Source organism: Nonomuraea sp. NPDC049486, assembly GCF_040676925.1.
GTDB lineage: Bacteria > Actinomycetota > Actinomycetes > Streptosporangiales > Streptosporangiaceae > Nonomuraea > Nonomuraea ferruginea.
In genome coordinates this window covers 201,936-226,752 of the sequence record NZ_JBFAPV010000010.1, presented here as the reverse complement: position 1 = coordinate 226,752, position 24,817 = coordinate 201,936, and the positions used below count along the sequence as shown (strand labels likewise).

Below are 24,817 nucleotides of genomic sequence, written 5' to 3'. Positions count from 1 at the left end.
CCATGACGGGGCCACCCGACCACCGGCAATCCCAACCTGCGGGAACTCTCATGGCGCGCCGCCCGACCACCGGCAACCCTGACCTGCGGAGACTCCCATGACGGGGCCACCCGACCACCGGCAATCCCAACCTGCGGGAACTCTCATGGCGCGCCGCCCGACCACCGGCAACCCTGACCTGCGGAGACTCCCGTGACGGGCCACCCGACCGCCGGCGACCCCGACCTGCGGAGGCTCCCATGACGGGCCCGCACGATCCGGTGATCGTGGCCGCCCGCCGGACCCCGATCGGCACCGCCGGCCACGCGTTCAAAACGGTCACGGTCGACGCCCTGGCCGCCGCGGTGATCGGCGCAGTGGCCCGCGACGCCCGTCGCGGGCCCTCGCCGGAGCACGACCGGGACCACCTCCCCGACGGCCGGGACCAGGACCGCGCGAACGCGCACGACCTCACCTGCGGGGGGCACGGACGCGACCCAGACCTTGGGGAGCACGCAGAACCTCGTCCCAGCGTCCGCGACCTCACCCCGAGTGGGGTTCTCGCGGAGCGTGACCCGGGTGCGGTCGGCCCCGCTCGACACGGGGCGTTCGCCTGGGTCGAGGACGTCGTGTTGGGGAACTGCATGGGGCCCGGAGGGAATGTGGCGCGGGTGGCGGCGCTGAGGGCCGGGCTGGGGGAAGGCGTGCCGGGGGTGACGGTGGACCGGCAGTGCGGGAGTGGGCTGGCCGCCATTCTGATCGCCGCCCAGGCCGTGCGGAGCGGGGACATGGAGTTCGTGATCGCCGGGGGCGCCGAGAGCGCGTCGACCGCGCCGGTGCGGGCGTTTCGGGACGGGTCCCCGTACGAGCGTGCTCCTTTTGCCCCGGAAGGGCACCCGGATCCGGACATGGGGGAAGCGGCGGAGGCCCTCGGCGCGGCGCGCGGCGTGAGCCGTGAGCGCCAGGACTCCTATGCGGCCGCCAGCCACGCCAAGGCGGTGGACGCCCGTGCGGCGGGCAGGTTCGCGGCGGAGATCGTCCCGGTCGGGGAGCACTCCAGCGACCAGCGGCCGCGGACGCTGCGCCCGGCGACGCTGGCGCGGCTGCCCGGGGCGTTCGTGCCGGGGGGCGCGGTGACCGCGGGCAACTGCTCGCCCAACAGCGACGGCGCCGCTGCGGTGGCCGTCGTGCCGGAGCGGCTGCGTGATGGCAGGCCAGGGCTGCGGCTGGTGGCGGGCGCGGTGGTGGGGTGCGACCCGGCGCTGCCCGGCTGGGGGCCGGTGCCCGCCGTGCGCCGGCTGCTCGCCCGTACCGGCACGAGCCTGGAACGGGTGGCGGCGGTGGAGATCGTGGAGGCGTTCGCCGCGCAGACGCTGGCCGTCACCGACGCGCTCGGGCTCGACCCGCTGGGCGCGGACGCCGGGCGGGTGTGCGCGGACGGTGGCGCGATCGCGCTCGGGCACCCGTGGGGGGCCAGCGGCGCGGTCGTGGTGACGCGGCTGTTCACCCGGCTGGTGCGGGCCGGGGCGCCCCGGGGGACACTCGGGCTGGCGACGGCGGCGGTCGGCGGCGGGCTCGGCGTCGCCGCCCTGTTCGAGGTGGTTTGAGTGAAGGGGCTCGTCCTCGCCGAGGTGGTCGGAGTGCTCGCGTTCGCTGACGTCTATGTCCGGTCGAGGTGGTGTGAGTGATCGAGCTCGCTGACGTGCGTGTCCGGCTCGGGGAGCGCGAGGTGCTGCGCGGGGTGAGCGCGACGCTGGCCGAGCGGCGGATCGGTGTGATCGGGGCCAACGGGTCGGGCAAGAGCACGCTCGCCCGGCTGTTCAACGGGCTGGCGCTGCCCACCTCGGGGACGGTGACCGTGCTGGGTCACGACACGCGGCGGCAGGCGGCCAAGATCCGGCGGCGGGTGGGGTTCCTGTTCACCGACCCGGACGCGCAGATCGTGATGCCGACCGTGGCCGAGGACGTGGCGTTCTCGCTGCGCCGCCACAAGCTCCCCGCCGAGGAGGTGCGGGACATGGTGGCGGCCGTGCTGGAGCGGCACGGGCTGGCCGAGCACGCCGACCATCCGGCGCACCAGCTGTCCGGCGGGCAGAAGCAGCTGCTGGCGCTCTGCTCGGTGCTGGTGCTGGAGCCGGAGATCCTGATCATGGACGAGCCGACGACGCTGCTCGACCTGCGCCACTCCAGGCTGGTGGCCGAGCACCTGCGCGTCCTGCCCCAGCAGGTGGTGGTGGTCACCCATGACCTGTCGCTGCTGGCGGACTTCGACCGGGTGCTGGTGCTGGACGACGGCCGGGTGGTCGCCGACGCACCGCCGGCCGAGGCGATCGGCCACTACCGCGGGCTGATGGCGTGAACGCCCTCACCGGCGCTTACGTGCCGGGCGACTCGTTCCTGCACCGGATGCCGACCGGGGCCAAGCTGGCGGTTCTGGCGGTCTGCTGCACCGGGCTGATCCTGCTGCCCAGCGTGTGGGCGATGGCGGGCGCGGCCGTGGTGGTCGTGCTGCTGTACGCGGTCGCGCGGGTGGGCGCGGCAGCGGCGTGGGCGCAGGTGCGGCCGGTCCTCTGGTTCGTGGCGGCGCTGTTCGTGATCCAGCTCGTCCTCGCCGGTCCGTCGGCCGCGGTCCTGGTGACGTCCCGGATCGTGCTGGCGGTCGCGCTGGCCGGGCTGGTCACGCTGACGACCAGGACCTCGGCCATGATGGCCACGCTGGAGCGTGCCCTGCGGCCCGCCCGGCGGGTGGGGCTGGACCCGTTCCGGCTGTCGCTGCTGCTCTCGCTCACCATCCGCAGCATCCCGGTCATCGCCGCGCTCGCCACCCGCGTACGGGAGGCGCAGCGGGCCAGGGGCGTCGAGTGGAGCATGCGCGCGTTCGCGGTGCCGCTGGTGGTGGGCGCGCTGCGGCACGCCGACGCCCTGGGCGAAGCACTCAGCGCCCGGGGTCTGGACGACTGACCGCCCGCAGGGGTCACTCAGCGCCCGCCGGTCCGCGGCCTGATGTCTTCTTCACCCGCGGTCTGGACGGCTTACCGCCGTGCGGGGTTTCTCACCCGCCATCACGTACGCGCCGCGTTCCAGGCGCTCGATGAGGCCGCGGGTCCACTCGGCGGCGCTCTCGGCGGTGTGCACCCACATGCCGAGCACCTCCCCCACCATGCCCCACGCCTCCGGGTCCTCGTCCGGCGACCAGTCGCGCCGGACCCGGGAACGCCACTCCTCCAGCGCCCGCACCCGCGTCTTCAGCAGCTCGACCGCCTCGGCCCTGGGCAGGTCGTCCATCAGGCCCGCTCCGGCGCTCAGCATGTCGAGCCGCTGGTCGGCCTTGGAGAGCGCGTGGCGGAGCAGCGCGAAGTAGTCGGCCTCGCCCGCCTCGGTGATCTCGTAGTCGATCCGTGGCGGGCCGCCGGCGGTGCTGGGCGCCTCCTCGTCCGCGCGCAGCAGTCCCTCGGCGGCCATCTGGCGCAGCGCGTGGTAGATCGAGCCCGGTTTGAGCCCCGCCCACTCGTGCGCGCCCCACGACTCCAGGTCGGAGCGGACCTGGTAGCCGTGCGCGCTGCCGCGCCGCCGCACGGCCCCGAGCACCAGCAGCCGCACCACCGACATCGCCACTCCCTCGATCTTTGAGGGATCCACCATAGTCAGAGAGGGCGGCTCACACTCGTGATCAGCGGTTGCGACGGGATCACCGTGCGTCGCTGTAGTTGATCGTGCAGGAACATATGATTCGGGGGCGTGAGCGGGGACGGTTGAGCGGTCTCATGGAAGCATCAATCGCCACATATCTCCATGACCACGATTTGATTTTGCTCCAGGGCCCGCGCTGCTTCCCGCCAGTCCGAGTCTGTGCAATTGACGATGACCGACTTCCGCTCATCTGCTATAACAGTGGCCACGAATTTTTGGTCGGATGGATCGAAAGCTCGTAAACCGTCAGGGATCTCTTCGTAGGAGCCGTAACCATCAGGAGTTATGTCCACCTTCTGAACGTGACGAGGGTCAGCCTGCCGGCGATGCAAGTGAAGGAAGAAGTGGTCGCCAACTCCAGGTTGCCCTTTGAATGAGCAGTAATTCTCGTACTCTTCGAAGATGTGCCAGGAGTTGTCGAGCACGACAACTCCGTCGCTCTCGGCGTGCTCGAGAAATTCAACTGCCGAATTCGTACAGTCGGAAAAAACGTGATCGGCCTTGCCGTTGGCAACGATCAACACATTGGTGTCTATAACGACACGCGGTGGATAGTTCAAGCGGTTTTCTCTTCCGTCGCTCGCCTACGTGCTGCGCGGCTCATAGCGGCAGCCTCTTCGAACTGATTTCCGAAGAAATCGTCAGGCCAGTTGGTGATGTTCCCGAAGGAATCGATACCAAGCCGACTGATGGTAGCCGCCGCTCCCGTCGTCTGACAGAAGTAGAGAAGGCAATCCTCCGGCTCGAGTCTTATCCCTCTGCCGACATCTCTTTCGGCAATACGGCGTTGCAGACGCATGAGGAAATGCTCGGAGTGACTCTCGACCACAACTTGAATGTTGCGAACTTTAGCCACCTCGATGATCACATCCGCCAGCCCGCTTTGCACCGCAGGATGTAGGTGAATTTCTGGCTGCTCAAGAAGTACCGTAGACCTTTCAGGTGCATAGGCGAGTAGAACCAACACCGGAAGCACCTGACTGACACCGAATCCGACGTCCGTCAGAAGAACCGGCGTGCTCTCAGCAGAGCGTCTCACCTGAACACGGTAAAGAGTCCCTCTGTCGTCAACTGACTCCACCGCAAAGGAATGGATAAGCCCGAGTTCTTGAAGCCAGGAGGCGACGTGCTCTTCTACCGTGATGAGTTTAGTGCGGCGTGGGCCATCTTTTCGATGCACGAACCCACGTGCGTTGGTCTTTTTGTCTGCCTGTGAAGCGATCAACGCCTCAACCGCAAGTTCACCTCGCCTGCCCACGTCGATCGGCCGTCCTCCCGACCAGATGTACTGACGTGCGGGATCCTGCCTCAGAGGGCCAAGATAGTAGATCCGACTGCAGAGCTTCTCAAACTGAAGCTCCAGGTCGGACAAGAAGGCGGCGTTCTGAAAATATGCGCGCACCTGGTCGGGAAAACTATAGAACTTGCCGGGAGAAGGCAGTGGCCACGGCCTGCCGGAAACGCGCTTGAAGGGGTAGTGATTGGATTCGAGCGAGTACTCGTCTTTACCGATTCTACTACGCGTCAGCGAGAAGCGAAAATCGCCAAGGCCGTACTCAACTCGCTGAACTACCGGAAAGCTTCGCACTTCGCGGACCAGAGCGGACAGACTGAGATCGCTACTTGTAGCAATTATATTACGCCTCTTCGTCTCCGTATTTCGAATCTCAAAAGGCTCGTCTTCGTGCCATCCGATGTCAATTCCGACTGTGCGTTCAGGATCGTGCCGAAACGTGATGTCATTGAAGGTTCCCAGACTCACCAGCGATGCCGATCCACCTAGATCGAAGACGCGACCCCTATCCGCAGATTCCGCCGTTTGCTTGAGCAGCAACATACTCTGCAGAAAACTCGTCTTTCCAGATGAATTACTCCCGAAAAAGGCGGTGATCGGACCGAATTTGACGTTTCCACTATCTTCCCACGCCTTGAAGTTTTGCAGCCTTAGATGTGTTATCATCGAAACCTCACCCTCCGGAAACCTGTGCGCCATAGTTACCCAGCAAGAACCTTAGTAGTTAAGAGCGGGTAAGTCACCGATCCCGCCAGAATCAGAGACGTCTGACATCCTGATGTTGAGGCTCGCGGAGATCTGGCGATGAGTCCTGTGGTCACCACTCGCGTTGCCTTCCGTACCAAGGCTGGAGCCACCGGTAGACATTCATCCCGCCATGATGCCAGCGGACCAGCCGCCTGCCAGACGAGGACTGGCAAGGGCATAAGCTTGCGCGTTCCTCTCGCACAGGTCGAGCTCGACGAGCCGGGTCTCACCGAACTCGACCGAATACGCTCCTTGCGAGGTCTGGCCGACCCTAGCCGACCAGGCCGCGCAGCTCTTCGTGGCCTCTAGCTAGGGGCAGCCCTTATCTGTCAGGGCGTCGAGGACGCGGGATGGGGTGCGGCAGCGGGTCGTGCTGACGGGCCACGCCTGGGCAGTGGCCACTGCGCGCGCGAGCGCGTCGATGTGGCCGTCCCGGAGCAGGACCAGAGCACCTACGAGCTGGTACTGGGTGATGTTGTGCGGGGGAGCTGTTCGTCCATGCCCTTGAGCTGCACCGGAGCAGCGTGGGTCGTGTGCAACAGCGCCCTGGACAGCCGCGACGAACGGCTGCGCCCGAAGCGCCTCCGCAGCCGTCGATCACGCGATGACCGTTCTCATCTCACGACGCCACACCTGCTGACCATGTCAAACTCGTACATCCCTCTCACGGCCACAACCCGCGCGAAGGCGCCTTTTGGGCACGCCTGAGCTGGATTGCGCGAAGCGCCTGCTGGGCGAAGCCCTTTGGGCGCCGCAGGCGCCGGGGTTGCGCCGGAGGCGCCTCAGAAGAACGGCTGAGCTGCGGCTCTGGCCCAGGGTCCAGGGGTCAGGCCTTGGATGCCGCTTCGCGGATGCGGGTGGCGTAGTCGCGCCAGTAAGGGTCGCCCGGCTCAGGGAAGGACGTGTCGCCCGGGTGGCGCCCGCCCGAGCCGTCGATGAGCTCCCTGATGATGTCGGCGTGGCCGGCGTGCCGGGACGTCTCCTGGATCATGCGGACCACGAGCTGCCGCAGCGACGCCTCCCTGCGCCCCTCCGGCCACCACGGGACGGTGCCGACGGCGGCGAGGTCGAGGGCCTCGATGGTCTCGTCGGCGTGGGTGCAGGCGCGGCGGTAGAGGCCGGTGAGGTAGTCGGTGGTCTCGCCTTCGGCCGCCCACATGTCGGCGCCGTCCCAGATGGTGCCGTCGTCGTGCCATGACATCCGCTCCGGCGCGGGCCGCCCGAACACCTCGCCCAGATAGCCGTACTCCAGGCCGGCCAGGTGTTTGACCAGGCCGAGCAGGTTGGTGCCCGAGGGCACCATGGGCATCCGCATGTCGGCGTCGCTCAGCCCGTCGAGCTTGAACAGCATCGCGTCGCGTACCTCTTGGAGGCTCGCGCGCAGGATCTCCTTCTCGGTCACCCTCCACACCGTACGAGACGCCACCGACAGATGAGAGTGCCCTCATGTTCGGCTCACTGACCGCTCACCACGGGACGAAATGCTTTTAACCAGTACGAACGAGAAAGAGGACTGACATGAAGAAGATCTCCCTGGTTGTGGCCGGCGCCCTGCTCGGCTCCGTTTTCGCCGCCGCTCCCGCGTACGCGGACGACCGGACGTGCCGGGGCGTCATCCGCGCGGTGTCCGTCGACGGCGACATCAAGGTGCCCAAGGGCGAGAAGTGCACGCTCGTCGGTACGAAGGTGGACGGCAACGTCAAGGTGGGCGAGGGCGCCACCCTTGTAGCGCGCGGCATCCGGGTGGACGGCGACATCCAGGCCGAGGAGGCGCGGCGCGTGTCGGTGACCAAGGGCTCGAAGGTGGACGGCAACATCCAGGTCAAGGAGAGCGGGACCGTCACCGTCAGCTCGGCCCGGGTGGACGGCGACATCCAGATCGAGGAGAACCGCGGCCGGGTCAAGATCTACAAGAACAAGGTCGGCGGCAACCTCCAGTGCGAGGAGAACCGTCCCGCGCCCACCGGTAAGGGCAACCGTGTGGAGGGCGACAAGGAAGGCCAGTGCCGCCGTTTCTAACAGCTCCATTGCGGAGGGATTACCCCGGTCAAGACAGCGTTTTGGTAGTCAATAACCCGGGTAAGGGCGTCTTTAGCTTCTGAGCACCAATTATTTCAGGAGCCCCAGATGTCTCGCATCACGCTCACGGCCGCCGCACAGGATTTCCTTCGCGCCGACGAAGTGGTCTTCTTCGATTGGCACGTCACGGGCCTCTGCTGCGCCGACGCCGGGGAGTTCTCAGTCAGGCCGTTGCGGCGGTCCCGGTTGCCGCGAAGGGCCCGGAGGCTGGGGACCGATCTGGTGTACGCCCACCCCTCCGCCTGGGTGCATCTGGTCGAGCTGCCCGTGACGATCGACTGCCGTCCGCTGTGGCGCTGGCGGCGCTTCACCACCGATCTGCCACCGGACGCCGGACTCCGCTGCTGCCTGGGCCGTCCCATATATGGGAGGTAATCGGTGAAGGTGCGCTCCATCATCATCTGGACAGCGGTCGCCTTGATAGGCGCCGCCGGCTGGGGCGTGCTCGCCCTGTCCAGGGGTGAGAACGTCAACGCGGTCTGGTTGCTCGCCGCCGCACTCGGCTCGTACGCCATCGCCTACCGCTTCTACGCCCGCTTCATCCAGCGCAAGGTCCTCCGCACCGACGACCGGCGGGCGACGCCCGCCGAACGGCTCGACAACGGCATCGACTACCAGCCCACCGACCGGCGGATCCTGTTCGGTCACCACTTCGCCGCCATCGCCGGGGCGGGCCCGCTGGTCGGGCCGGTGCTGGCGGCCCAGATGGGCTACCTGCCCGGCACCATCTGGATCGTGGCCGGCGTGATCTTCGCCGGGGCGGTGCAGGACATGGTGATCCTGTTCTTCTCCATGCGCCGCAACGGGCGCAGCCTCGGTCAGATGGCCCGCGACGAGATCGGGCCGGTCGGCGGGGTGGCGGCGCTGATCGCGGTCTTCGCCATCATGATCATCCTGCTGGCGGTGCTGGCGCTGGTCGTGGTGAACGCGCTGGCGCAGTCGCCGTGGGGCGTGTTCTCGATCGCGATGACGATCCCGATCGCCCTGTTCATGGGCTTCTACCTGCGAGTGCTCCGGCCGGGCAAGGTCGTGGAGGTCTCGGTCATCGGCGTCGCGCTGCTGATCCTCGCCATCGTCGCCGGCGGGTGGGTGCAGGACTCGAGCTGGGCCGGGGTCTTCACGCTGAGCCCGTCGGCGCTGGCGCTGTGGCTGATCGCGTACGGGTTCATCGCGGCGGTGCTGCCGGTGTGGATGCTGCTCGCGCCGCGCGACTACCTGTCGACGTTCATGAAGATCGGCACGATCGCGCTGATGGCGGTCGGCATCCTGGTCACGATGCCGGCGATGCAGAACACCGCGTTCACCGAGTTCGCGTTCAACGGCAAGGGGCCGGTGTTCGCCGGGTCGCTGTTCCCGTTCGTGTTCATCATCATCGCCTGCGGCGCGCTGTCCGGGTTCCACGCGCTGATCTCCTCCGGCACGACCCCGAAGATGATCCAGAAGGAGTCCCAGGTACGGATGATCGGCTACGGCTCCATGCTGATGGAGTCGTTCGTGGCGGTCATGGCCATCGCCGCGGCGTCCATCCTGAGCCCCGGCCTCTACTTCGCGATGAACTCGCCCGCGGGGGTGCTCGGCGCCACGGTCCAGACGGCGTCCGAGGCGGTCACCAACATGGGCTTCGTCATCACGCCGCAGGAACTCCAGGCGGCCGCGGCGGCGGTCCAGGAGGAGACCCTGATCGCCCGTACCGGAGGAGCGCCCACGCTGGCCGTCGGCATCTCGGAGATCTTCTCCGGGTTCCTCGGCGGCGCCGCGCTGAAGGCCTTCTGGTACCACTTCGCGATCATGTTCGAGGCGCTGTTCATCCTCACCACGGTCGACGCCGGCACCCGCGTGGGCCGGTTCATGCTCCAGGACACGCTGGGCAACGTGTGGAAGCCGATGCGCAAGGTCAGCTGGTGGCCGGGGCTCCTCGCGACCAGCGCGATCGTGGTGGGGGCCTGGGGCTACTTCCTCTACCAGGGCGTCAACGATCCGCTGGGCGGCATCAACCAGCTCTTCCCGCTGTTCGGCATCGCCAACCAGTTGCTCGCGGCGGTGGCGCTCACCGTCGCCACCACGCTGCTGATCAAGAGCGGGCGGCTGAAATGGGCCTGGGTGACCGGTGTCCCGCTGGCGTGGGACGTCGCGGTCACGCTGACGGCGAGCTACCAGAAGGTGTTCTCGCCCGACCCCGGCCTCGGGTTCTTCGCCCAGCGCGACCGCTACCAGACCGCACTCGACCAGGGAGAGGTCCTGGCCCCGGCCAAGTCGATCGGCGACATGGAACGGGTCGTCTTCAACTCCACCGTCGACGGCGTCCTGGCCGCGCTGTTCGCGATCCTCATCATCATCGTGATCGTGGACGCCGCACGGGTCTGGATCGTCGCGATCCGCTCCCGGGCGCCGCTGCCCGACACGGAGGCCCCGTACGAGGAGTCGAAGATCGTGGCGCCGGCCGGGCTCATCGCGACGCGTGAGGAGCGCGAGCTGATGGCCGGCGCGGCCGGTCCTCCGAAGGGAGATTGACGCGGGGCGGGCAGGGCGGGCGCCTTTCCCGGCGGCGACCCGCCCTGCCGGTCCGGTCAGGCCAGCAGCCCGGCTATCTCGGCGATGGTGGCCCGCTGATTCTTGATCATCTCTTTCGCCAGGCGCAGGGTCGGCTGGTGCCTGCCCTGGTCGAGCACCTTCTCGGCCATCTCGGTGCCGGAGGCCAGGTGTCTCGACAGCACCGTCAGCCAGGACTTGTCGAACTCCACGCCCGACATCCCTTCCAGCACCTTGATCTGCTCGGCCGACAGCATGCCGGGCATGGAGTGCGCGACCTTCGCGTCGTCAGGCGGCACCTTCCGCTTCCATTCGCGCAGCCAGGACGCCATCTTGTCGATGTCGGCCTGCTCCAGGGCGATCAGCCTCCCGCCCAGATCCTGCACGTACAGGTTGTCCGCCCGGCCCTCCGCCAGTCCGGCGAGCTGGATGGTCTGCCGGTGGTGCGGGATCATCTCCTGGGAGAACCGGATGTCGGCCTCCCCGTACGCGGCCTGCGCGGCGGGCAGCGGTTCTCCGGTGGCGGGCGCGCACGCGGCGGACGCGGGCACGCACAGGGCCAAGGCGGCGATCAGCAGGCGGGTCCGCACCCGCATCAGCTCCCCTCGATGGTTCGATTACTCCGAGGTACGCGCCGGTTGCGGAGAAAGTTCACGATTGGTTCTGAGCCCTCGGTGGATCCAGTCGTACGCGACGGCCATGGGTGAGGGCTCGGGGTCGAGGCCCCGTACGGCCGCGACCAGCTCCCAGTAGCGCGCGGCGCGCGGATCGTGCCGGTCGAAGGCGCGCAGGACCTCGTCGCGGTCGCCGCCCATGACGGCGAGGGCGCGTTCGAGCACCGGGACCGCCTCGGGCGCGGCGGGCGAGACCCCCGCCTCGACCGCCCGCAGCGCCTCCTCCGCCATGGCCGCGCTCTCCCGCTGCCACGTCCCATGGTCGTACGGGCGGTCCCAGAAGTCCGCGGACGTCTCCCGCAGGTTGCGCCGGAACCCGTCGTCGGCCAGCAGGTCCATCAGCTCCAGCCACGCGTCGAGCTGGGCGGCCGTGGGGTCCTCGGGCAGCTCGGGGGCCATGCACGCGCGCATGTCCGCCAGCCACTCCCGCTGGGCGGGGCTGCCGCCCACGTCGTCGATGAACGTGTCCAGCAGCGTCTCCATCTCGGCCGCGCCCAGCCGCCCGAGCGTGTGCAGCCGCCGCAGGTCCTCGTCGGCGGGGTCGTCCTTGGCGAGAGTGGCGCGCAGCACGGCCCGGGTCCGCTGCAGCGCGGTGAGCTGGGTCTCCACGGCCCGCAGGTGGAGGGCGAGCACGTCCTTGAGCCCGCGCCGCCCCAGCGAGCGGATCGTGGCCAGGTCGACGCCGATCTCCCGCAGTGTGCGTACGAGCTCCAGGTGGACGCGGTGCTCGTCGGTGTAGCGGCGGTAGCCCGAGGGGGTGCGGCCGGGCGCGGGCAGCACGCCCTCGTCGGAGTAGAACCGGATGGTCTTGACGGAGAGACCGGTCAGCTGCGCCAGCTTGCCGATCGAATAATCCATTTGAGTCTCCTGTTACGGGAGACTTTAGCTTAGCCCGCATGGCGAAGAACAAGGTGACCAGGGTCGTCACCATGCACCTGAACGCGGGCGAGGCCGGCCCGGCGACCGTCGGCAAGGACCTCGGCCCGCTCGGCATCAACCTCATGCAGTTCTGCAAGCAGTACAACGAGCTGACCGCCGGCCGGCGCGGCTACGTGATACCGGCCGTGGTCACGGTCTACGAGGACCGGGCCTTCGACATCACCGTCAAGCAGCCCACCACGGCCTCGCTGATCCGCCAGGTGACCGGGCTGAACGGCGGCAGCCCCCGCCCCGGCCACCAGAGCGGCGGCGTCGTCACCACGGCCCAGCTCAGGCAGGTGGCCGAGGCCAAGCTGCCCGACCTCAACACCGACGACCTCGACCAGGCGGTCAAGATCGTGGCAGGCACGGCCAGGTCCATGGGGCTGGACGTCAAGGACTGATTGTCGTCCCCGGCGGTTATCGTGGGCGGGGTGACCGGCGATGAGACGCGCGACGAGGTGCGGCTGACCAATCTCGACCAGCCGCTGTTCGACGGGGCTGACGCGACCAAGCGTGATCTGGTCGACTACCTCGACGCGGTACACGACCGCATCCTGCCCGCACTGCGCGGGCGGGCGCTGTCGGTGATGCGGGTGCGGCCGGGGCAGGCGCCCTTCATGCAGAAGAACCTCCCCAAGTACGCCCCCTCGTGGATCCGCACGGTGACCATCTGGGCGGAGGCGTCGCACCGCCAGGTCTCCTACGCGCTCTGCGACGACCGGCGGACGCTGCTCTGGTTCGCCAACCAGCGGGCCGTCGAATACCACCCCGCCCTGCTCGTCGGCGACCACTTCACGCACCTGGTGCTCGACCTCGACCCGCCGGAGGGCGGCGACTTCTCGCTGGTGGTGCGGGCCGCCGGGCTGATCAGGGAGGCGCTCACCCAGGCCGGGCTGTCCGGGGCGGTCAAGACCTCCGGGGCCAAGGGCCTGCACGTGTTCGTGCCCGTCGTGGCCGGGATCTCCATGGAGGACCTGGCCGCGGCCACCCGGGCCGTCGCCGCGCGGGCCGAGCGGCTCGACCCCGCCCTGGCCACCACCGCGTTCATCAGGGAAGACCGCCAGGGCAAGGTGTTCCTCGACTCGACCAGGGCCGGCGGGGCCACCGTGGTGGCCGCCTACAGCCCGCGGATCAGGCCCGGGACGCCGGTCTCGTTCCCGGTCGGGTGGGACGAGCTCGACCGGGTGACGCCGCGCGACTTCACCATCAGGACCGCCCCCGGCCTGCTCGGCGACGGCGACCCGTGGGCCGCTGGGCTGCCCTCGCCGCAGTCGCTGCCCCCCGACCTGATCGAGGAGGGCCACACCATCCCGGTCGCCCGCGTCCAGGCCATGCACGAGGGCAAACGCCGGGCCGCCCGCGCCCGGCGCGGCGAGTGATCAGCCGTCCAGGACGCGCGCCAGCTCGCCGCTCGACGTGACGCGGACGAACCTCAGATGCCCGTACGCCGGATCCACGGCGGCCTTCGCGTACCGCTCGCGGTATTCGTCATGCTTCACCCACGCCCAGCGCAGGATCGACTCGTCCTTCGTGAACAGGAACCGGAACCTCTCCCGGTTCCCGTTCCACAACTCGGCCCCGGTGGCCATCCGGCGCAGCGTCCTGGCCGCGAGCCTGCGCATCACCGTGGCCCTCGGCGGATCCACCCAGACCACGGTGTCACTACGCGACCACACCAGCTCCCGCACGGCCGAGTAGTTCCCGTCGACCACCCACCCGTCGCCCGCGGTGAACGCGTCGACCTCGGCCCGGAACTCGTCCACGGGGCGCGGGGTCCAGCCCGGCATGTGGAAGATCGAGTCCAGCTCCAGCCACGGCACACCCAGCCTCCCGGCCAGCTCCGCCGCCACCGTCGACTTGCCCGACCCGGAGTTGCCCACGACAGAGATGCGACGCACCGGAAGAATGTACTCCCATCCCCGGCTCCCCGCTCCACGGCCCAAAGGTCTTCACTCGTCAGGCGCTCCGCGCCCCCACAGCTCAGGCGTTTCATTGAGGCGCCTTCGGCGCAACCCCCGCGCCTTTCGGCGCCCTCGCGCGTGCCGCGGGCCGGCCGGGGAAACAGAGTGAGCCAGGTAAGCCCGCCTTCCGACGGCTCCTCGCCAGGGGTCCGCGCTCCTTGAATCCCACGGCTGACAGGGCGCGCGAAGGCGCCGGAGGCGCAGGGGGTTGCGCCGAAGGCGCCTTATCGGAGCGCCTGAGCTGAGATGGCGCGGAGCGCCTGGGGGGCGAAGCCCTTGTGTACGCCCCGATTCGGGTCCGCTGGTGCGCCAACGGCGCGTGCGGCATGGTCTTCGAACGCGAGGGGTCCGATCAGAAGATGACCGCTGAACACCAGCACCGCCGCCAGGAGCGTGGTGGCTGATCGCGGCATTCAGCGATCTTGAAAGAGTGTCGCTTCCCCTGTCGGCATCATCTGCAACGCGATCGACATCGCTCTAAGTAATATTCATGTCACAATAGGCGACATGCCGTCCCCCTCACACGACGCCCTCATCCAGATGATCAGTGAACGCCCCCAACTGGCCGTGGAGATCCTGCGCGACCTCATGGGCGTGGACGTGCCCGTCACCCCGCTGATCCGTGTGGAGGACAGCACGTTCAACACTCGGCCCTCCGGCGACTTCGAGGCCGACCTGGTCCTCGTCATGGGCCCGCCCCAGAGCCCCGCCCACGCCATCATCGTGGAGATCCAGCAAGACAAATCCAAGGCACCCCACCAACTCGCCCGCTACGCCGCCGCGCTGTGGCTGCTGCTCGGCTGCGACGTCACCGTCCTGGTGATCTGCCCCGACCGTGCGGCCGCCGCCTACTACGCCCAGCCGATCGACTCCGGCCTGACCGGATACCGCCTCCAGGCCCACGTGCTGGGACCGGACGACATCCCCGCCATCACCGACCCCCACCAGGCCGCAGCCCAGCCCGGACTGGCGGCCATGGCGGTCATGGTCCACGGCCGCGACCGCAAGGTCATCGAGGCGTTCGCCATGGCACTGGCCGAACTGCGCGACGAACACGCTCCGAAGTACTATGAATACGCCTACAGCATGGCCGCGCCCGAGATCCGGCGCCTCCTGGAGGAGATCATGAAATCCACCACCTGGCCCGTCTACAGCCCTTTCGCGCGCGAACACTTCGGCCGCGGCCTCGAAGAAGGCCAAGCCCGAGGCAAAGTCGAGGGCAAAGCCGAAGGTAAGGCAGAAGGCAAGGCTGAAGAGGCCGCACGCCTGGTGCTGCTGCTCCTGGAAACCCGCGGCCTCGACATCCCGGACGACACCCGGGCCCGCATCACCGCCTGCGCCGACCTCGACCAGCTCGAAACCTGGGCCACCCGGGCCATCACCGTCCAGACCCTCGACGACCTGTTCGACTGACCCGGCAGGCGTCACCGGTAGACCGCGAACACCTTGTTCGAGTTGAACACCTCGGTCTCCACGAACGCCGACCACTGCGGCGCCGGCCGGCCGAGCGCCTCCATGGCCGCCACCAGGGGGAACCAGTTGAGCAGCTCGTGCTGCCCCGCCGCCTCGACGTCGGCCAGCGTGGTGGCGCGCCACACGTCCAGGTCGCCCTTGACGAGGGCCTCGTACAGGCGGGCGTCGGCGGGCGTGTCGGGCCACATCCGCCAGGTGCGGTCGCACAGGAAGGCGTGCGACCAGCTGGAGGAGGCGAGCAGCGCGATCCGCCACGGCGACTCGGCGCAGAGCCGCGCCACCTCCGCCCCGACCTGCATCAGCCGGGCGGGCGACGGCGACGGCGGGTCCAGCTCGCGCCTGTCCTCGATCTCGCTCATGAAGCCGCGGTAGCTGACGACCCGCCGGCCGTAGCAGTTGATCGGGAACGGGATGACCGGGTAGTCGAAGCCGGTGCGGTGGTAGTCCAGGTAGAGGACGGCGTTGAGGAACGCGTGCGGCAGCCCCGGATGGTGCGCCTGCTTGTAGGCGTAGGCCACGTCGACGCCGCGTTCCAGCAGCCCGGAGGCGAGATGCCGGGCGATGTCGGGCCGGCCGCGCACCCGGAAGGTGGTGTCGTACGGTTCGTCCCACACGTTCGGCTTGCCCTGCATGTCCGCCGAGTAGCCGGCCTGCGCCCAAGGCCGGAGCTCCAGGTCGGGGTAGGCGAGCACCGCGTAGGGCGGGATGAGGTCCTCGTGGAAGTTCTCGTACTGGTCGTCGCCCCAGATCAGGACGGCGTCGGGATTGAAGTCGTCGATGGCGGCCCGTACCTGCTCGAAGCCCTTGATCAGAGCCTCGCGGTGCTCCGCGGCACCGGTGGCGCCGCCGTCGTCGCCCCACTCGCGGCGGGCGTTCGCGGTCCAGTTGGCGGGGTCCTTCACCTCGGCGGGGATGCCGGGGTCGGCCATGGTGCGCCGTAAGAGGCCGGCCATGTCCGCGTCCGTGCCGCTGAACGGAGGGTAGTGCGTGACGCCGACGCCCAGGACTTCGCCCATTCCGGGCCCTCCAGGATTTCGAAGTGGATCTGTATTATCATCCACCATAAATATCTACGTTTCGAATAACCAGGGGGCCGCGTGGCCGAAGAGCCCGGTTTCCAGGACGTCGAGTGGCAGGTCGCCCGCGCGGCGGACGAGCACGGCCCGGAGTTCGACCCCGACCTGCTGAAGCTCACCCTCACCCTCTACCGCGCGATGTCGTCGTTCGACCGGGCCGGCACCGCCGAGCTGGCGCCCCACGGGCTGACAGTAAGCCAGCTCAACATCCTCACCGTCCTGCACCGCGCCGACCGGCCGCTCAACATGGGCGAGCTGGCCCAGGCCATCTCGGTGCGCCCGGCCAACCTGACGAGCGTGGTCGACGGGCTGGTGGCGCGGTCGTACGTGGAGCGGCGGGTCAACCCCGGCGACCGCCGCTCGTTCCTGGTGGCCAACACGGAGGCGGGCGAGCGGTTCCTGGCGGGGTTCCTGCCGTCCCACTGGCGCTACCTGGACGCGATCGCCTGGCAGCTCAGCGGCGACGAGCGCCGCACGCTCACCGCGCTGCTGGCCAAGCTGCGCGGGTCCATCGAGACCGCCCAGGTGGTGGCGCCGTGACCGTCGACGTCCACACGCACGCGATCCCGCGCGACCTGCCGCGCCTGTCCGAGAGGTACGCGGGAGCCTGGCCCGGCCTGCGGGCCACCGGGCCGTGCACGGCCGACCTCCAGCTGGGCGGCCGGTTCTTCCGCGCCCTCGACGACCGCTGCTGGGACACCGGGCGGCGGCTCGCCGACATGGCGGCCGAAGGCGTGACCTCCCAGGTGGTGTCCCCGATCCCGGTCACGTTCGGCTACGGACTCCCGGTCGACGGCGCGATCGAGCTCTCCCGCGCGCAGAACGAGTGGATCGCCGGTCTCGTCGCCGCCGAGCCCCGCCGCTTCACCGGGCTCGGCACGGTGCCGCTGCAGGAGCCGGACGTCGCCGCCGCCATGGTCGGCGAGTGCGTCGACGGGCTCGGGCTGGCCGGCGTCGAGATCGGCACCAACGTCGACGGCCGGCCGCTCGACGACCGGGCGCTGGACGTCTTCTACGCGGCCGTCGCCGAGCGCGACGCGGTGCTGCTCGTGCACCCCTGGCAGGTGCTGGGCGCCGACCGGCTCGGCGCGCACGGGCTGCTGTACGCGGTCGGCATGCCGGCCGAGACCGCCGCCGCGGCCGCCACGCTCATCCTCGGCGGCGTCCTGGACAGGCACCCCGGCCTGCGGGTCGTGCTCGCGCACGGTGGCGGCGCGCTGCTCGCCATGCTGCCGCGCATCGAACGGTGCGTGGCCATGCTCCCCGGCGTCCGGGCGCCCGAACGACCGGTGCGGGAGTATCTGCGCCGGTTCTGGTACGACTCGCTCGTCTACGACCCCGGCACACTCCGCACGCTCGTCGAGACCGTCGGCGCCGACCGCGTCATGGTCGGCACCGACTACCCCTTCCCCATCGCCGAACGCCCCGCCGGAGCCGCCCTGGCCCCGGCCGGCCTCGCCCCCGACCAGGAACGTGCGGTCCGCACCGGGACCGCCGCCGACCTCTTCCCAGGTGGTGTCCATGCCTCTCGTTGAAGTCACACTCATCCAGGGCCGTCCGGCCGAGAGCATCCGCGCGCTGATCTCCAACGTCACCGAGGCCGTCGTCGCCTCCGTCGGCTCACCCAAGGAGAGCGTCCGCGTGATCGTACGGGAGATCCCGCCGACCCACTGGGCCGCCGGCGACGTCACGATCGCCGAGAGGGGGCCGCGCTCATGACCGGCTTCTACGGTCACGTCATCGACGGCGAGGAGACCGGATCCCTCGACGGGCGGCGGATGCCCAGCGTCGACCCGTGGACGCGGGAACCGTGGGCCGAGGTCGCGCTCGGCGGGGCCGACGACGCCGCGCGGGCGGTGGCGGCGGCCCGGCGGGCGTTCGACGAGGGGCCGTGGCCCCGGATGGGGTTCGCCGAGCGCGGCAGGCTCCTGCACCGGCTCGCCGACCTCGTCGAGGAGCACCGCGCCGAGCTGAGCCTGGCCGACACCCGCGACATGGGCAAACCGGTCGCCCAGAGCGGCCACGACGTGCTGCGCGCCGCCGCCAACCTCCGCTTCTTCGCCGACCACGCCCGCCTGTCGACCGGGCAGGCGCTGCCGATGGACTCCGGCCACCACGCCTACACCCGCTACGAGCCCGCCGGCGTCGCCGCCGCCATCGCGCCGTGGAACTTCCCGCTCATGCTGGAGTCGTGGAAGATCGCCCCCGCGCTGGCCTGGGGCAACACGGTCGTGCTCAAGCCCGCCGAGGACACCCCGGTCTCCGCCACGCTCCTGGCCAGGCTCGCGCTCGAAGCCGGGCTGCCGCCGGGCGTGCTCAACGTCGTGCACGGCTACGGCCCCGACTCCGCCGGCCAGGCGCTCACCGAGGACCCGCGGGTCGACCGCGTCACGTTCACCGGCGAGTCCGCGACCGGCCGCGCCATCACCCGCGCCGCCGCCGCCAACCTCACCCCGGTCAGCCTGGAGCTCGGCGGCAAGGGCGCCAACCTGGTGTTCGCCGACGCCGACCTCGACAACGCCGTCCACTGGTCCGCCGAGGCGATCTTCCGCAACGCCGGCCAGGTGTGCCTGGCCGGCAGCAGGCTCTACGTCGAGCGGGCCGTCTACGGCGAGTTCCTGGACCGGTTCGTCAAGAAGGCCGAGTCGCTCCGCACCGGCGACCCCAAGGACCCGGCCACCGAACTCGGCCCGCTCGCCAGCGAGTCCCACTTCGCCAAGGTCCGCTCGTACGTCGAAAACGCGCCCGGCACGATGCTGACCGGCGGGCTCGGCGACGGCTGGTCGGTCCGGCCGACCGTGCTCGCGGACGTCGACCCGTCCGCCCGCCACTGGCGCGAGGAGATCTTCGGCCCGGTGGTCGTCGTCCAGCCCTTCGACACCGAGGCCGAGGCCGTCACCGCGGCCAACGCGACCCGCTACGGGCTGAACGCCATGCTGTTCACCGAGAACGTCAACCGCGCCCACCGCGTCTCGGCGGCGCTCCGCGCGGGCACGGTCTGGCTCAACTGCTTCTTCATCAGAGACCTACGGGCCCCGTTCGGCGGCGTCGGCGACTCGGGCATCGGCCGGGAGGGCGGCGACTTCAGCCGCGAGTTCTTCACCGAGCCGAAGGCGGTGGTCATGCAGATCACGGACGCGTGAATCGTCGTACGCGTGTGGGAGCCTTGCCGGCCGCACCCACAGCGTGATTATGGGCGCGGGCGCCTGTCTCGGCGAGATGCTCGTACGCGACCATGGGTGGCGATGGCGGTGCGACACCGACCGGCAGGGCCGGCGAGGCGCGCGAGGTCAAGCCGCGTGGTGGCGGCGGCTTGACCTCGCGGAGTTGTCGGAGGGCGGCGGTAGCCTCGCGGGCATGGGTGAGCCAGAAGCATCGGATCTGCTGGAGCAGCACCGGGTCGCCCTGACGGGTTACTGCTACCGGATGCTCGGGTCGCCGTTCGAGGCGGAGGACGCGGTGCAGGAGACCCTGGTGCGCGCCTGGCGGAGTCTCGACCGGTTCGACGAGAGCCGTGCGCCGATGCGGTCGTGGCTCTACGCCATCGCCACCAACGTCTGTCTCGACCTGCTGCGGGGCGCGCGGCGCCGGGCCCGGGCGATCGACCTCGGCCCGTCCGCGCAGGCCGGTCCCGACCTCGGTGAGCCGCTCCCCCACAGCGCGTTCGTCGAGCCGGTCCCCGACGCCCGCGTGCTGCCGGCCGGCGGCGATCCGGCGGAGCTGGCCGCGCGGCGTGACACGATCCGGCTGGCGTTCGTCGCCGCGCTGCAGCAACTGCCGCCCCGGCAGCGGGCGGTGCTGATCCTGCGCGACGTGCTGTGCTGCAGAGCTGACGAGGTCGCCCGGCTGCTCGACACCTCCGTCGCGTCCGTCACCAGCGCGCTGCAACGCGCCCGGTCGAAGCTGCGGGCCGCCTCCGTGAGCCCCGACGAGCCCCACCCTCCGCTCGACCAGGCGCAGCGGCGGCTCCTCGCCCGTTACTGCGACGCCTTCGAGCGGTACGACGTCGAGGCCATGGTGGCGTTGCTGCACGAGGACGTCGTCATGTCGATGCCGCCGTTCCGGTGGTGGCTGCGCGGGCGGGCGGAGATCCGCCGGACGCTGCTCGCCGCCGGGCACCCCTGCGCGGGCGCACGCCTCGTGCCGACCGCGGCCAACGGCTCGCCCGCGTTCGCCCAGTATCTGCCGGGACCTGACGGCAGGCTTGAGCGGTTCGCGCTCGTGACCCTCACACTGTCCGGCGGGCTGATCACGGAGGTGACGACCCACCTCGACGCCGACCGGCTGTTCCCGCTCTTCGGCCTGCCCGGTGTGCTGGAGCGATGAGTTTCCGCCCTCCGCGCCGTATGACCTGTGTACCCCGGTGACGGTCACCGGGGCGGCGACGAAGGGACGACCCGATGGCGGGCTATGTGGCTGTGAACGGCGTGCGCACCTGGTACGACGAGCGCGGCGAAGGGGAGCCGCTGGTGCTGCTGCACGGCGGTTTCTCCGACAGCAGGGACTTCCACGGCAACCTCGGCGCGCTGGCCGGCCGTTTCCGGGTGCTGCTGCCCGAACGCCGCGGCCACGGTCACACGGCCGACGTGCCGGGGCCGATCACGGTCGAGTTGATGGCGCAGGACACCATCGCGTTCCTGGACGAGGTCGTCGGCGGGCCGGTGCGGCTCGTCGGCTACAGCGCCGGTGCGACCGTGGCGCTGTGGGTGGCCGTGCGCCGCCCCGACCTCGTCGACCGGCTTGTCCTGATCAGTGGCGCCTTCGACATGGAGGGCATGATCGTGCGGCCCTCCGGTGAGGGGCCGCTGCCTCCGCCCCTGGTGGCGGCGTACGCGGAGGTGTCCCCTGACGGCGCCGACCATCTCCCGGTGGTGGTGGCCAAGATCGTGCGGGCGGTGGCCGAGGAACGCGGGCTGAAGCCGGCTGATCTCGGTGCCGTGACCTGTCCGGCGCTGGTCATGGCCGCCGACGACGACATCGTGACGCTGGAGCACACCGTGGAGCTGTACCGGAGCCTGCCCGACGGCTATCTGACCGTCGTCCCCGGCACGTCCCACACCCTCCTCCAGGAGAAGCCCGACTGGTGCACCAGAGTGGTCGAGGACTTCCTGACCACCGGCCCCCTGCCCACCTGGATGCCTCTCCGAAGGTCACCGGCAAGCCCCAGCTGATCTCCCCTACCGACGCCACCCTGGGCAGCCGCTAAACCGCTTTTTCCGCGTCGGGGGCCGTTGGTAGGGTGCCCGGGTTGCACCGCTTGGGGAGGATGGCTCGCGACGATGCAGACAGCAGATGCCACGCGTGCGGTGGCCGCGGCCACGTCGGTCGCCTCGTCACTCGGCCTGACGGCGGACGACGCGATCGTTCTGCACGACTCGAACGCGCTCACCCTGCGTCTGCTGCCCTGTGACGTCGTGGCCCGGGTGGCGCCCGTGGCGCAGCCGGTCGCGCGGTTCGAGGTCGAGCTCGCGCAACGGCTCGTCGAGGCAGGGTGCCCGGTGGCCGCGCTCGACCCCCGGGTGGAGCCACGCGTCCATGAGCGTGACGGTTTGATGGTCACGCTGTGGACCTACCACGAACCCGTGTCACGCCGGGAGATCCCACCGGCCGACTACGCCGACGCGCTCGGGCGGCTGCATGCCGGCATGCGCAAGCTCGACGTCCCGGCGCCGCACTTCACGGACCGGGTCGAGCAGGCTCAGCGGCTCGTGGCGAGCCGCGACCGTACTCCGGCGCTCGCCGACGCCGACCGGGAGCTGCTCGCCGGCACGCTGAGCAGCCTGAAACGGGCGATCGGCGAACGCGGCGGCGCCGAGCAGCTGCTGCACGGCGAGCCGCACCCGGGCAACGTGCTCACCACGAGGAAGGGCCTGCTGTTCGTCGACCTCGAGACGTGCTGCCGCGGACCTGTCGAGTTCGACCTCGCCCACGCGCCCGAAGAGGTCGGCGAGCACTACCCGGGTGTCGACCAGGACTTGCTGCGCGAGTGCCGGATCCTCATGCTGGCGATGATCACCACCTGGCGCTGGGATCGGGGCGACCAGCTCCCCGACGGACGCCGGCTGGGCACGGAGTGGCTCGGACAGATCCGCGCGGCGCTCGCGTGAGTCAGAAGGCCCCGCTGTAGGCGTTGAGTGCGGGCTGGCCGCCGAGGTGGGCGAACAGGACGTTGCCGTCCTTGGGGATGTCGCCGTTCCGTACGAGGTCGATGAGCCCGGCCATGGACTTGCCCTCGTAGACGGGGTCGAGGATCACCCCTTCCAGGCTCCCGGTGAGCCGGATGGCGTCGGTCGTGGACCGTACGGGAACGCCGTAGAGGTCGCCCGCCCATCCCTGCAGCAGCGTGATCTCGTCGTCGCGCAGGTCGCGGCCCAAGCCGATCAGCTCGGCGGTGGCGCGGGCGATCTTCTCCACCTGGGCCCGCGTCTCGGCGGGCTTGGCGGAGGCGTCGATGCCCAGGACGCGGCGCGGGCGGTCCTGCCCGGCGAAACCGGCGATCATCCCGGCCTGGGTGCTGCCGGTCACGCTGCACACCACGATGGTGTCGAAGAAGACGCCCAGCTCGCGCTCCTGCTGACGCACCTCGTACGCCCAGTTGGCGAAGCCGAGCCCGCCGAGCGGGTGGTCGGAGGCGCCCGCCGGGATGGCGTACGGGGTGCCGCCCGAGGATCGGACGCCTTCGATGGCGTCGGTCCAGCTGTCCTTGTAGCCGATGCCGAACTCGGCCTCGACGAGCCGGACCTGCGCGCCCATGATCCTCGACAGCAGGATGTTGCCCACCTTGTCGTTGACCGCGTCGGGCCAGTCGACCCAGCTCTCCTGTACGAGGACGGCCTTCAGCCCGAGCTTGGCCGCCACCGCCGCGACCTGCCTGGTGTGGTTGGACTGCACGCCGCCGATGGTCACCAGCGTGTCGGCGCCCTGCCGGAGCGCGTCGGGGATCAGGTACTCCAGCTTGCGGGTCTTGTTGCCGCCGAAGGCCAGGCCGCTGTTGCAGTCTTCGCGCTTGGCCCAGATCCGCGCCCCGCCCAGGTGGTCGCTGAGCCGCTCCAGGGGGTGGACGGGGCTGGGGCCGAAGGTCAGGGGGTAGCGCTCGAAGTCGTCGATGGACACGCCGCAGCTCCTCGGGTTGGCGATGTGCAATATATTGCATGCATCATTCGGCCAACTGTCAAGAGCGGTCTCACTCCCGCAGGATGGCCCAGAGCAGGTAGACGACGCACAGGAGCCCGGGAACGGCCAGGAAGACGACGATGACGGCGGGCAGCTCCGCCCAGCCCACCAGGCAACTCAAGCTCACCGAACTCACCAGGCCGATCATGGCGACGGATCGGTACCGGTCCTGTCCTGGTTCAGTCACTGTCTCGTCCTTTCGGGGGGCGGATCGGGTCAGAGCAGGCGCCTGATCTCGCCGTACGCGCGGTAGAAACCGCCGCGGCCGGCCGAGCGCACGCCGTCGACCAGGTAGCGGGCGCCCGCTTCGCGGATGTCCTTCGGGAACTGTACGTTCCACGACTCGTAGCCGGGGCTGACCACGCGGACCCGGAGCCGCTCGCCGTCCCTGACGCACTCCACCACCACGCCGTCGCCCCCGCCGGAGGTCTCCAGGACCACCTCGTGCACGGTGCGGCGGGCCGTGCCGGCGTAGACCGAGTGCGTTTCCTGCCAGCCGAACAGCACGTCGTCGGCCACCTTGTTCTCCCAGACGAGCGTCCCGTCGGCGGCGTCGTAGCGGGCGACGCCGTTCGAGTGGCCGTGGTAGAGGGCGTCCTCGTCGCACCGGACCATCCAGGCCGAGTCGCCGGCGCCGGTCCGCGCCCACTGGAACTCGTCCTCGTAGTCGATCGTGGTGATCCGCCCCGCCCGGTCGGAGACGCCGAGCACGCCGTCGTGGATGTCCAGCCAGTAGATGTCCACACCGGCGGCGATCTCGTACGCGGACCTGGGCACCTTGCCGCTCAGGTCGTACACGCGGCCGTCGTCGCACCCGGCGTAGATCCAGAAGTCGTCGGCCACGATGCACTTGACGCCGTCGGGCAGCCGGAAGCGGCCGGTCACGGTGCCGGAGTGGGTGACGGTGCAGACGTCGCCGCGCTGGTTGCCGACCCAGCAGCGCTCGCCCTCCACGAAGATGCCGAACGCGGGCGCGCCGCTGTCGAAGCGCCACAGGACCGGCGCCTGCCGGGCGGTCGAGCGGGTGCTGGTGATGGCGCGGCGGGTCACGGCCCGGCGCTGCCGCACCCCGCGCACGGCGGGCGCGTAGCCCTTGCGGGTCTTCTCGCCGATCTTCTTCGCCGCCGCGGCCTGCCGCGGTGGGGAGGCGGTGACCTTCGTCTGGCCGGCCTTCATGTCCGTGCTTCTCCAGACTCGCCGGGCTTGATCAATGGCTGGAGA

The 24,817-nt window shown here is 69.8% G+C and carries 27 protein-coding genes; 16 read left to right on the top strand and 11 right to left on the bottom strand.

From position 1 onward, the window contains the following. The first annotated feature begins 239 nt into the window (after positions 1-239). The 3 genes from AB0K05_RS28215 (at position 240) to AB0K05_RS28205 (ending at position 2,940) form a co-directional block, all read left to right on the top strand. Positions 240-1,586 (top strand): thiolase family protein, encoded by a 1,347-nt coding sequence (locus AB0K05_RS28215; RefSeq protein WP_364232977.1) that lies wholly within the window; start codon positions 240-242, stop codon positions 1,584-1,586. 77 nt (positions 1,587-1,663) lie between these two features. Further along, entirely contained in the window at positions 1,664-2,338 is a 675-nt protein-coding gene (locus AB0K05_RS28210) for an ABC transporter ATP-binding protein (RefSeq protein ID WP_271275206.1), read from the top strand. Further along, positions 2,335-2,940 (top strand): energy-coupling factor transporter transmembrane protein EcfT, encoded by a 606-nt coding sequence (locus AB0K05_RS28205; protein WP_219546130.1) that lies wholly within the window; start codon positions 2,335-2,337, stop codon positions 2,938-2,940. Before AB0K05_RS28210 ends, AB0K05_RS28205 begins: the two co-directional genes overlap by 4 nt. 51 nt (positions 2,941-2,991) lie before the next feature. On the opposite strand, the gene AB0K05_RS28200 is transcribed toward AB0K05_RS28205, so the two are convergent. From AB0K05_RS28200 to AB0K05_RS28185, 4 genes are all read right to left on the bottom strand, one after another. After that, positions 2,992-3,588 carry a PadR family transcriptional regulator gene (locus tag AB0K05_RS28200; protein ID WP_271275205.1) on the bottom strand — a complete coding sequence of 199 codons (597 nt, stop codon included), beginning with the start codon at positions 3,586-3,588 and terminating at the stop codon, positions 2,992-2,994. A 164-nt stretch (positions 3,589-3,752) separates the two neighbouring features. Then, a complete protein-coding gene (locus AB0K05_RS28195; protein WP_271275204.1) occupies positions 3,753-4,193 on the bottom strand; it encodes a hypothetical protein in 441 nt (146 codons plus the stop codon). A gap of 32 nt (positions 4,194-4,225) precedes the next feature. Further along, positions 4,226-5,629 (bottom strand): DUF3696 domain-containing protein, encoded by a 1,404-nt coding sequence (locus tag AB0K05_RS28190; protein WP_271275219.1) that lies wholly within the window; start codon positions 5,627-5,629, stop codon positions 4,226-4,228. Positions 5,630-6,536: 907 nt separating this feature from the next. Beyond that, entirely contained in the window at positions 6,537-7,112 is a 576-nt protein-coding gene (locus AB0K05_RS28185) for a DinB family protein (protein ID WP_222709286.1), read from the bottom strand. 116 nt (positions 7,113-7,228) lie between these two features. On the opposite strand from AB0K05_RS28185, the gene AB0K05_RS28180 reads away from it, so the two are divergent. The 3 genes from AB0K05_RS28180 (at position 7,229) to AB0K05_RS28170 (ending at position 10,300) form a co-directional block, all read left to right on the top strand. After that, complete coding sequence (locus AB0K05_RS28180) at positions 7,229-7,729, top strand: hypothetical protein (RefSeq protein WP_271275203.1); 501 nt, start codon at positions 7,229-7,231, stop codon at positions 7,727-7,729. Positions 7,730-7,837: 108 nt separating this feature from the next. Beyond that, positions 7,838-8,164: a hypothetical protein gene (locus tag AB0K05_RS28175; protein ID WP_271275202.1), complete on the top strand. Its 327-nt coding sequence runs from the start codon at positions 7,838-7,840 to the stop codon at positions 8,162-8,164. 3 nt (positions 8,165-8,167) lie between these two features. Further along, positions 8,168-10,300, top strand: coding sequence for a carbon starvation CstA family protein (locus AB0K05_RS28170; RefSeq protein ID WP_148036631.1), 2,133 nt, complete (start codon positions 8,168-8,170; stop codon positions 10,298-10,300). Positions 10,301-10,356: 56 nt separating this feature from the next. Here the strand turns inward: AB0K05_RS28170 and AB0K05_RS28165 are convergent, their stop codons facing one another. Both AB0K05_RS28165 and AB0K05_RS28160 read right to left on the bottom strand, forming a co-directional pair. Further along, positions 10,357-10,914, bottom strand: a complete 558-nt coding sequence (locus AB0K05_RS28165) for a DUF305 domain-containing protein (protein ID WP_364232970.1) — start codon at positions 10,912-10,914, stop codon at positions 10,357-10,359. A gap of 21 nt (positions 10,915-10,935) precedes the next feature. Beyond that, positions 10,936-11,850, bottom strand: a complete 915-nt coding sequence (locus tag AB0K05_RS28160) for a MerR family transcriptional regulator (protein WP_364232967.1) — start codon at positions 11,848-11,850, stop codon at positions 10,936-10,938. A gap of 38 nt (positions 11,851-11,888) precedes the next feature. Between AB0K05_RS28160 and rplK the strand changes: the two genes are divergently transcribed. Then, positions 11,889-12,314, top strand: coding sequence for a 50S ribosomal protein L11 (gene rplK / locus AB0K05_RS28155; RefSeq protein WP_219546123.1), 426 nt, complete (start codon positions 11,889-11,891; stop codon positions 12,312-12,314). Positions 12,315-12,344: 30 nt separating this feature from the next. Then, entirely contained in the window at positions 12,345-13,292 is a 948-nt protein-coding gene (locus AB0K05_RS28150) for an ATP-dependent DNA ligase (protein ID WP_271275200.1), read from the top strand. Here the strand turns inward: AB0K05_RS28150 and AB0K05_RS28145 are convergent, their stop codons facing one another. Further along, positions 13,293-13,811 carry an adenylate kinase gene (locus AB0K05_RS28145; RefSeq protein WP_148036626.1) on the bottom strand — a complete coding sequence of 173 codons (519 nt, stop codon included), beginning with the start codon at positions 13,809-13,811 and terminating at the stop codon, positions 13,293-13,295. 570 nt (positions 13,812-14,381) lie between these two features. On the opposite strand from AB0K05_RS28145, the gene AB0K05_RS28140 reads away from it, so the two are divergent. Next, complete coding sequence (locus AB0K05_RS28140; protein WP_271275199.1) at positions 14,382-15,287, top strand: hypothetical protein; 906 nt, start codon at positions 14,382-14,384, stop codon at positions 15,285-15,287. A gap of 11 nt (positions 15,288-15,298) precedes the next feature. On the opposite strand, the gene AB0K05_RS28135 is transcribed toward AB0K05_RS28140, so the two are convergent. After that, entirely contained in the window at positions 15,299-16,363 is a 1,065-nt protein-coding gene (locus tag AB0K05_RS28135) for a hypothetical protein (protein ID WP_364232962.1), read from the bottom strand. Between the two features lie 81 nt (positions 16,364-16,444). Between AB0K05_RS28135 and AB0K05_RS28130 the strand changes: the two genes are divergently transcribed. From AB0K05_RS28130 to AB0K05_RS28100, 7 genes are all read left to right on the top strand, one after another. Beyond that, positions 16,445-16,963, top strand: coding sequence for a MarR family transcriptional regulator (locus tag AB0K05_RS28130; protein ID WP_219546115.1), 519 nt, complete (start codon positions 16,445-16,447; stop codon positions 16,961-16,963). Continuing rightward, complete coding sequence (locus AB0K05_RS28125) at positions 16,960-17,958, top strand: amidohydrolase family protein (RefSeq protein ID WP_364232959.1); 999 nt, start codon at positions 16,960-16,962, stop codon at positions 17,956-17,958. Before AB0K05_RS28130 ends, AB0K05_RS28125 begins: the two co-directional genes overlap by 4 nt. After that, positions 17,945-18,142 (top strand): 2-hydroxymuconate tautomerase, encoded by a 198-nt coding sequence (locus AB0K05_RS28120; protein WP_271275197.1) that lies wholly within the window; start codon positions 17,945-17,947, stop codon positions 18,140-18,142. Before AB0K05_RS28125 ends, AB0K05_RS28120 begins: the two co-directional genes overlap by 14 nt. Next, the gene (locus AB0K05_RS28115; protein WP_364232956.1) at positions 18,139-19,566 is read left to right on the top strand and encodes an aldehyde dehydrogenase; all 1,428 of its coding nucleotides are present in this window, start codon (positions 18,139-18,141) and stop codon (positions 19,564-19,566) included. Before AB0K05_RS28120 ends, AB0K05_RS28115 begins: the two co-directional genes overlap by 4 nt. A 214-nt stretch (positions 19,567-19,780) precedes the next feature. After that, entirely contained in the window at positions 19,781-20,749 is a 969-nt protein-coding gene (locus AB0K05_RS28110; protein ID WP_364232953.1) for a sigma-70 family RNA polymerase sigma factor, read from the top strand. A 74-nt stretch (positions 20,750-20,823) separates the two neighbouring features. Beyond that, the gene (locus tag AB0K05_RS28105) at positions 20,824-21,594 is read left to right on the top strand and encodes an alpha/beta hydrolase (RefSeq protein WP_364232951.1); all 771 of its coding nucleotides are present in this window, start codon (positions 20,824-20,826) and stop codon (positions 21,592-21,594) included. Positions 21,595-21,702: 108 nt separating this feature from the next. Next, entirely contained in the window at positions 21,703-22,530 is an 828-nt protein-coding gene (locus AB0K05_RS28100) for an aminoglycoside phosphotransferase family protein (protein ID WP_364232948.1), read from the top strand. A 1-nt stretch (position 22,531) separates the two neighbouring features. On the opposite strand, the gene AB0K05_RS28095 is transcribed toward AB0K05_RS28100, so the two are convergent. The 3 genes from AB0K05_RS28095 to AB0K05_RS28085 form a co-directional block, all read right to left on the bottom strand. Next, the gene (locus tag AB0K05_RS28095; protein WP_271275192.1) at positions 22,532-23,536 is read right to left on the bottom strand and encodes a 1-aminocyclopropane-1-carboxylate deaminase; all 1,005 of its coding nucleotides are present in this window, start codon (positions 23,534-23,536) and stop codon (positions 22,532-22,534) included. 70 nt (positions 23,537-23,606) lie between these two features. Next, on the bottom strand, positions 23,607-23,783 hold the full coding sequence (locus AB0K05_RS28090; protein WP_271275191.1) for a hypothetical protein: 177 nt from the start codon (positions 23,781-23,783) through the stop codon (positions 23,607-23,609). Positions 23,784-23,812: 29 nt separating this feature from the next. Continuing rightward, a complete protein-coding gene (locus tag AB0K05_RS28085; RefSeq protein ID WP_271275190.1) occupies positions 23,813-24,772 on the bottom strand; it encodes a hypothetical protein in 960 nt (319 codons plus the stop codon). Positions 24,773-24,817 lie beyond the last annotated feature (45 nt).

Bases quoted from the DNA above. Each gene is read 5' to 3' on its own strand.
- AB0K05_RS28215 (WP_364232977.1), top strand. From the start codon at position 240: ATGACGGGCCCGCACGATCCGGTGATCGTGGCCGCCCGCCGGACCCCG.
- AB0K05_RS28200 (WP_271275205.1), bottom strand. From the start codon at position 3,588: ATGTCGGTGGTGCGGCTGCTGGTGCTCGGGGCCGTGCGGCGGCGCGGC.
- AB0K05_RS28190 (WP_271275219.1), bottom strand. From the start codon at position 5,629: ATGATAACACATCTAAGGCTGCAAAACTTCAAGGCGTGGGAAGATAGT.
- AB0K05_RS28180 (WP_271275203.1), top strand. From the start codon at position 7,229: ATGAAGAAGATCTCCCTGGTTGTGGCCGGCGCCCTGCTCGGCTCCGTT.
- AB0K05_RS28175 (WP_271275202.1), top strand. From the start codon at position 7,838: ATGTCTCGCATCACGCTCACGGCCGCCGCACAGGATTTCCTTCGCGCC.
- AB0K05_RS28165 (WP_364232970.1), bottom strand. From the start codon at position 10,914: ATGCGGGTGCGGACCCGCCTGCTGATCGCCGCCTTGGCCCTGTGCGTG.
- AB0K05_RS28160 (WP_364232967.1), bottom strand. From the start codon at position 11,850: ATGGATTATTCGATCGGCAAGCTGGCGCAGCTGACCGGTCTCTCCGTC.
- rplK (WP_219546123.1), top strand. From the start codon at position 11,889: ATGGCGAAGAACAAGGTGACCAGGGTCGTCACCATGCACCTGAACGCG.
- AB0K05_RS28140 (WP_271275199.1), top strand. From the start codon at position 14,382: ATGCCGTCCCCCTCACACGACGCCCTCATCCAGATGATCAGTGAACGC.
- AB0K05_RS28135 (WP_364232962.1), bottom strand. From the start codon at position 16,363: ATGGGCGAAGTCCTGGGCGTCGGCGTCACGCACTACCCTCCGTTCAGC.
- AB0K05_RS28120 (WP_271275197.1), top strand. From the start codon at position 17,945: ATGCCTCTCGTTGAAGTCACACTCATCCAGGGCCGTCCGGCCGAGAGC.
- AB0K05_RS28115 (WP_364232956.1), top strand. From the start codon at position 18,139: ATGACCGGCTTCTACGGTCACGTCATCGACGGCGAGGAGACCGGATCC.
- AB0K05_RS28110 (WP_364232953.1), top strand. From the start codon at position 19,781: ATGGGTGAGCCAGAAGCATCGGATCTGCTGGAGCAGCACCGGGTCGCC.
- AB0K05_RS28105 (WP_364232951.1), top strand. From the start codon at position 20,824: ATGGCGGGCTATGTGGCTGTGAACGGCGTGCGCACCTGGTACGACGAG.
- AB0K05_RS28100 (WP_364232948.1), top strand. From the start codon at position 21,703: ATGCAGACAGCAGATGCCACGCGTGCGGTGGCCGCGGCCACGTCGGTC.
- AB0K05_RS28085 (WP_271275190.1), bottom strand. From the start codon at position 24,772: ATGAAGGCCGGCCAGACGAAGGTCACCGCCTCCCCACCGCGGCAGGCC.